The sequence below is a fragment of the Bacillus sp. JJ1521 genome, assembly GCF_036965165.1.
Taxonomy (GTDB): domain Bacteria; phylum Bacillota; class Bacilli; order Bacillales; family Bacillaceae_L; genus Ferdinandcohnia.
On sequence record NZ_JBALOX010000274.1, the window covers coordinates 1 to 4,699 of the forward strand.

At 37.0% G+C, this 4,699-nt stretch carries 8 protein-coding genes and 1 pseudogene; 6 read left to right on the plus strand and 3 right to left on the minus strand.

The genetic code is table 11. The features are described 5' to 3' along the window. Nucleotides 1–364 (plus strand): annotated as a pseudogene (locus V7147_RS24615) (metallophosphoesterase); the annotation flags it as partial. A gap of 18 nt (nt 365–382) precedes the next feature. Here the strand turns inward: V7147_RS24615 and V7147_RS24620 are convergent. Both V7147_RS24620 and V7147_RS24625 read right to left on the minus strand, forming a co-directional pair. Further along, complete coding sequence (locus V7147_RS24620; RefSeq protein WP_335370428.1) at nt 383–808, minus strand: DoxX family protein; 426 nt, start codon at nt 806–808, stop codon at nt 383–385. Next, nucleotides 798–1,472 (minus strand): alpha/beta hydrolase, encoded by a 675-nt coding sequence (locus tag V7147_RS24625; protein WP_438824653.1) that lies wholly within the window; start codon nt 1,470–1,472, stop codon nt 798–800. The genes V7147_RS24620 and V7147_RS24625 overlap by 11 nt, the downstream gene beginning before the upstream one ends. Nucleotides 1,473–1,699: 227 nt before the next feature. On the opposite strand from V7147_RS24625, the gene V7147_RS24630 reads away from it, so the two are divergent. Then, the gene (locus tag V7147_RS24630) at nt 1,700–2,239 is read left to right on the plus strand and encodes a helix-turn-helix domain-containing protein (protein ID WP_335370429.1); all 540 of its coding nucleotides are present in this window, start codon (nt 1,700–1,702) and stop codon (nt 2,237–2,239) included. 166 nt (nt 2,240–2,405) lie between these two features. Further along, nucleotides 2,406–3,389 carry a GMP reductase gene (gene guaC / locus V7147_RS24635; protein WP_335370430.1) on the plus strand — a complete coding sequence of 328 codons (984 nt, stop codon included), beginning with the start codon at nt 2,406–2,408 and terminating at the stop codon, nt 3,387–3,389. A gap of 16 nt (nt 3,390–3,405) precedes the next feature. On the opposite strand, the gene V7147_RS24640 is transcribed toward guaC, so the two are convergent. Further along, nucleotides 3,406–3,822 carry a hypothetical protein gene (locus tag V7147_RS24640; RefSeq protein ID WP_335370431.1) on the minus strand — a complete coding sequence of 139 codons (417 nt, stop codon included), beginning with the start codon at nt 3,820–3,822 and terminating at the stop codon, nt 3,406–3,408. Between the two features lie 38 nt (nt 3,823–3,860). Between V7147_RS24640 and V7147_RS24645 the strand changes: the two genes are divergently transcribed. The 3 genes from V7147_RS24645 (at nt 3,861) to V7147_RS24655 (ending at nt 4,695) form a co-directional block, all read left to right on the plus strand. Beyond that, nucleotides 3,861–4,106 carry a DUF2164 domain-containing protein gene (locus tag V7147_RS24645; RefSeq protein WP_335370432.1) on the plus strand — a complete coding sequence of 82 codons (246 nt, stop codon included), beginning with the start codon at nt 3,861–3,863 and terminating at the stop codon, nt 4,104–4,106. Between the two features lie 49 nt (nt 4,107–4,155). Further along, entirely contained in the window at nt 4,156–4,320 is a 165-nt protein-coding gene (locus V7147_RS24650; protein WP_335370433.1) for a hypothetical protein, read from the plus strand. 99 nt (nt 4,321–4,419) lie between these two features. Beyond that, on the plus strand, nt 4,420–4,695 hold the full coding sequence (locus tag V7147_RS24655) for a hypothetical protein (protein ID WP_335370434.1): 276 nt from the start codon (nt 4,420–4,422) through the stop codon (nt 4,693–4,695). Nucleotides 4,696–4,699 lie beyond the last annotated feature (4 nt).

Sequence of the window (4,699 nt, forward strand, 5' to 3'; positions counted from 1 at the left end):
GATCTATATAATAGGAAGAAATGATGAGACAGATAAAAATCGTGTCGAAATTCGGAACCTTGTTTCTTCCCTTGATTCCTCAAAACCGTTAATTATGTTAGACCATCAACCAAATGAACTGGATGCTGCTGAAGCTAATGAAATCGACCTGATACTTTCGGGACATACCCACCGGGGACAAGTGTTTCCCGGAAATCTAATTACCGGCATGCTTTATGAAAATGATTATGGGATATTGAAAAAAGGTGATTTACATTCAATCGTATCTTCTGGGTTTGGAACGTGGGGACCACCTCTTCGACTTGGAACAAGGTCTGAGGTTGTTTTAATAAACGTGGAATTCAAAAAAGCATTACCTAATTAAAAGGTAATGCTTTTTTACTTAATTAACAGATGTTGTCGTATTCTCTTTCCCTTTTGAAATAAATTGATCAAGAGCAAACGCCTTAGAACCAGTGATAGCAAGCATCACAGACATCGCAAGAAATGCCATGTCTAATTCATAGCCAGCCATCTGTCCATCGCCTAAAAATCCTATAGCCAGTTTCACTTTAACAATTGCACCAACCATTACTACCGCAAAAAGAATGGAAACGATTCGACTAAACAAGCCAAGAACTAACATAATTCCGCCAACAAGCTCAACAATCGCTACACCATATGCGGCAAATCCTGGAATTCCAATGCTCTCAAACCAGCCAACAGTGTTTTCAATGCCACCTTGAAACTTTACAAGTCCATGAACAAAAAACGTAATACCTAAAACAACTCTAATAATGAAATTCCCTAATTCAAATTTATTTTCCATTTCTATTTCCTCCATTTTTTAAATCGTTCGTCATCCATTCCATAAAATCACGATAATTTTGTAATGAAACGGAGTGACCTTCCGGATATGAATGAAAACTCACATTCGCTCCTTGCTTTTCAAAAAATTCCTTACTTTCTACTCCCCATTGATACGGCAACACTGGGTCATGTTCCCCATGTGAAATGAAGATTGAAAGGTTTTCGACTGGCTGGATGTCATATTCTTCTTTTACAAAACCAGGAATATATCCACTCAGTGCAACAATGCCCTTAATTCGTTCTCCTAATGCAAATCCTAAAGTCATCGACACAATAGCCCCTTGACTGAATCCTAGTAAATAGATGTTTTCTTGATCAATCGGATAGTTTTCCGTAGCATAATCAAGAAAATTCGTGAGTTGTGCAATGCTTTGGTCAAATACTTCCCTATGCGGTTTGCCATAACCTTCAATCGTAAAAAAGGCATACCCAGGTGGCTGTGCCAATGGACCACGAATACTAAAAATATAAAATGTTTCCTCCAAGCCTTTTACCAATGAGAGTAGATCTTGTTCATTGCTCCCCATACCATGCATTAAAAACAAAGCAGGAAATCTTTTATCAGAATCGATTGTTGATGGATTGCGCAGCTCATAAACAAAAGGTGTATTCACTTCAATCATCCCTTCTTCCTGTTATTTACTAAAAGTATCCCCACAGCAAGGTATTTATATAGAGATAAAATATCCATATAAAGAAACCTATAGGCAAAAAAAGAAAACTATTAAGGTTTGTTTTCTAATATGAATATTTGTTGTTTATAAGATAACAAGAGTATAGTAGATTGTCAACATGTTTTTTGCTACTATAGAATTATGTTTCACAAAAGAAAACATGTGAGGTACAGATTATGGATATTGGTACTAAAATTCGCGCGATACGAAATCGAAAAAAAATAACCATCGCCCAAATGTGCGAAGGTACTGGCCTTTCAAAGGGTTTTATTAGTAATGTTGAAAACAACAATACATCCCCTTCAATCAATACGTTAAAAGCAATATCAGATTTTCTCGAGGTTCCGCTTCCCTACTTATTATTAGAGAAAAAAGAACATATGCGAGTCGTTCGAAAGAATGCACGTACAACCACGTCTTTTAACAATTTAAAAGTAGAACATCTTACCTCAAAAGGTGGCTTGCGGATGATGATTGTTGAATGTCCACCAGGTGCTTCAATGGGAGAACCGAACGCCCATGAAGGCGAAGAATGCCATTTAGTTTTAAAAGGAAAAATCCTTGCTGAACAAGGCGAAGATTCCATTATCGTAGAAGAAGGCGATTCCTTCAGTTGGAATGCCAGTGTCCCCCATTTCGTAAAAAATATTGGGGAAACAACAGCAGTGATTTTAATCTCCGTATATTCAGATTCAGAATTGAACGATATTTTGTAGTTTTTTTAGCCTGCGACAACCGCAGGCTTTTTTCATGATTACATCTTGTTCGGCTAAAAAAAATAAAAAAGCTTTGACATCGTTTTAAAAATCATGTACATTATCTAATGTACGAACATTATTAAATAAACAAGAAATTAATATTCGGTTTTAGGAGTGTTTTTAAATGGATAATGTTTTTGATTACGAAGATATTCAGTTAATCCCTGCAAAATGTATTGTAAACAGTCGTTCTGAGTGTGACACAACAGTTGAATTTGGTGGCCACACATTTAAACTTCCGGTTGTCCCTGCAAACATGCAGACCATTATAGATGAGAAAATCGCATTAACTTTAGCTGAAAATGGCTATTTCTATATCATGCACCGATTCAACCCTGAAAAACGTGTTGATTTTATTAAAGACATGCAATCTCGTGGATTAATCGCTTCAATTAGTGTTGGAGTTAAGTCTGAGGAGTACACTTTCGTTGAACAACTTGCGGAAGAAAATCTTGTACCCGAATTCGTTACAATTGATATTGCGCATGGTCATTCGAACTCAGTCATCGAAATGATAAAGCATCTTAAGAAGCATTTACCAAAGAGCTTTGTGATTGCTGGTAACGTTGGTACTCCAGAAGCGGTAAGAGAATTAGAAAATGCTGGTGCTGACGCAACAAAGGTTGGAATTGGACCTGGTAAGGTTTGTATCACAAAAATCAAAACTGGTTTCGGAACTGGTGGCTGGCAACTTGCTGCACTTCGTTGGTGTGCAAAGGCTGCAACAAAACCAGTTATTGCTGATGGTGGTATCCGTACACACGGTGATATCGCAAAATCAGTCCGCTTCGGTGCGAAAATGGTTATGATCGGTTCCCTCTTCGCTGGACATGAAGAATCACCAGGTGAAACAAAAGAAGTTGACGGTAAGCTAGTTAAAGAATACTTCGGTTCGGCTTCTGAATTCCAAAAAGGTGAAAAGAAAAACGTTGAAGGTAAGAAAATCTACGTTGAGCACAAAGGCTCATTAAAAGATACACTTAAAGAAATGGAACAAGACCTACAGTCTGCTATCTCTTATTCAGGTGGAAACAAATTAGATTCAATCCGCCACGTTGATTATGTGGTAGTAAAGAACTCAATCTTTAACGGAGATCGCATCTATTAATAAGACAAGGATGAGCTTAAAGCGGCTCATCCTTTTTTAATTCTGTGGCTATTACATCAATGAAATCATACTCAAGTGGAATATCTGTTGGCGTATAGAAAAATCCATTGTATCTTAACATGTCGCTTGAATTGATGATTAGTGCCTTTATTTGCTTACCTTCATTATCATAAATTGTTGAATCAAAACGATATCCTAAATATCCTGCTGAGAGCTTCCCCTTTTTAAATGTAACCTCGTTTAAATTCTTAATGATGTGGTTGATGTCCTCTTCAGACGTAATATCAAACCTAAATCCCGAGTTCCCATCGACAATATGTATTCTCGAAACATCCTCTGGCCTTATATCAAATAGCTTGTGAGGTACATATGTAAAACTGTATAGTAGTACGAGGAGCAGTGGAATGACGATCAATATTGTTTTCAATTTCATTGCTATGTCCACCTTTCAAAATAAAGGAGTGTTTTCAATTGTATATAAAACTAACGAAAGAACAACAGCAAATGATGATTTCCGACATACAAGAATTCTTCTCACTAGAAAGAGATGAGGAAATCAGTGAATTTGCGGCAGAACAAGTATTGCATTTTGTGAAAGAAAAACTAGCACCACATATATACAATGCCGCCGTCCACGATGTAAAAACGGTGGTTGACCAACAATTCGCCTCCCTTGACGACGAAATTTTAACACTTGAAAGACCAATAAAGAGATAGAGTATAATTTGGTCAGTTTGCTTACACTACCGTAAAGGAGTGATGCCAAATGTCAAAAGACAAATACAATCTTTTTGATCCAGAAGATACATATGGAGTTTTTAAAACTGAGACGGAAGTCGATTCAGATGTTAATGAAGACTTGAACCGCGAAAGATTACTTGATGAGTCGGTTGAAGCTTTTATGAAATCGAAAAAAAATCTACCTAAATAATTCGCCAAAAAATGTATTAATCCTCCAATTCCAAGAAAAAAGGATTATCTCCATTCAGTCGTAAAAGCTACAAATAGACTAAAGAATTGGGGGATTGATATGTTTAGTAGAGGGACGAAAATCACAACACTGTTTTGGATTGCGATTCTAGGGGTTGTTTTAACAACCATTTATACTCTTGTAATTATGATACAGGGTAGTAAAACGATGAAGATGATCCGCTATATTTACAATCAAACAAGAAACGTGGGGAACAAGAAAATCGCGGGGAATGACCCTCGCGATTTTCGTTTACTCTTCGATTTTAAAAGCAAGTCCCTTTTCTTCGAGTGCTTTTCGAAGCTCTCGAATGGCAGTTGGACCGACCCCGTGTAAGGCC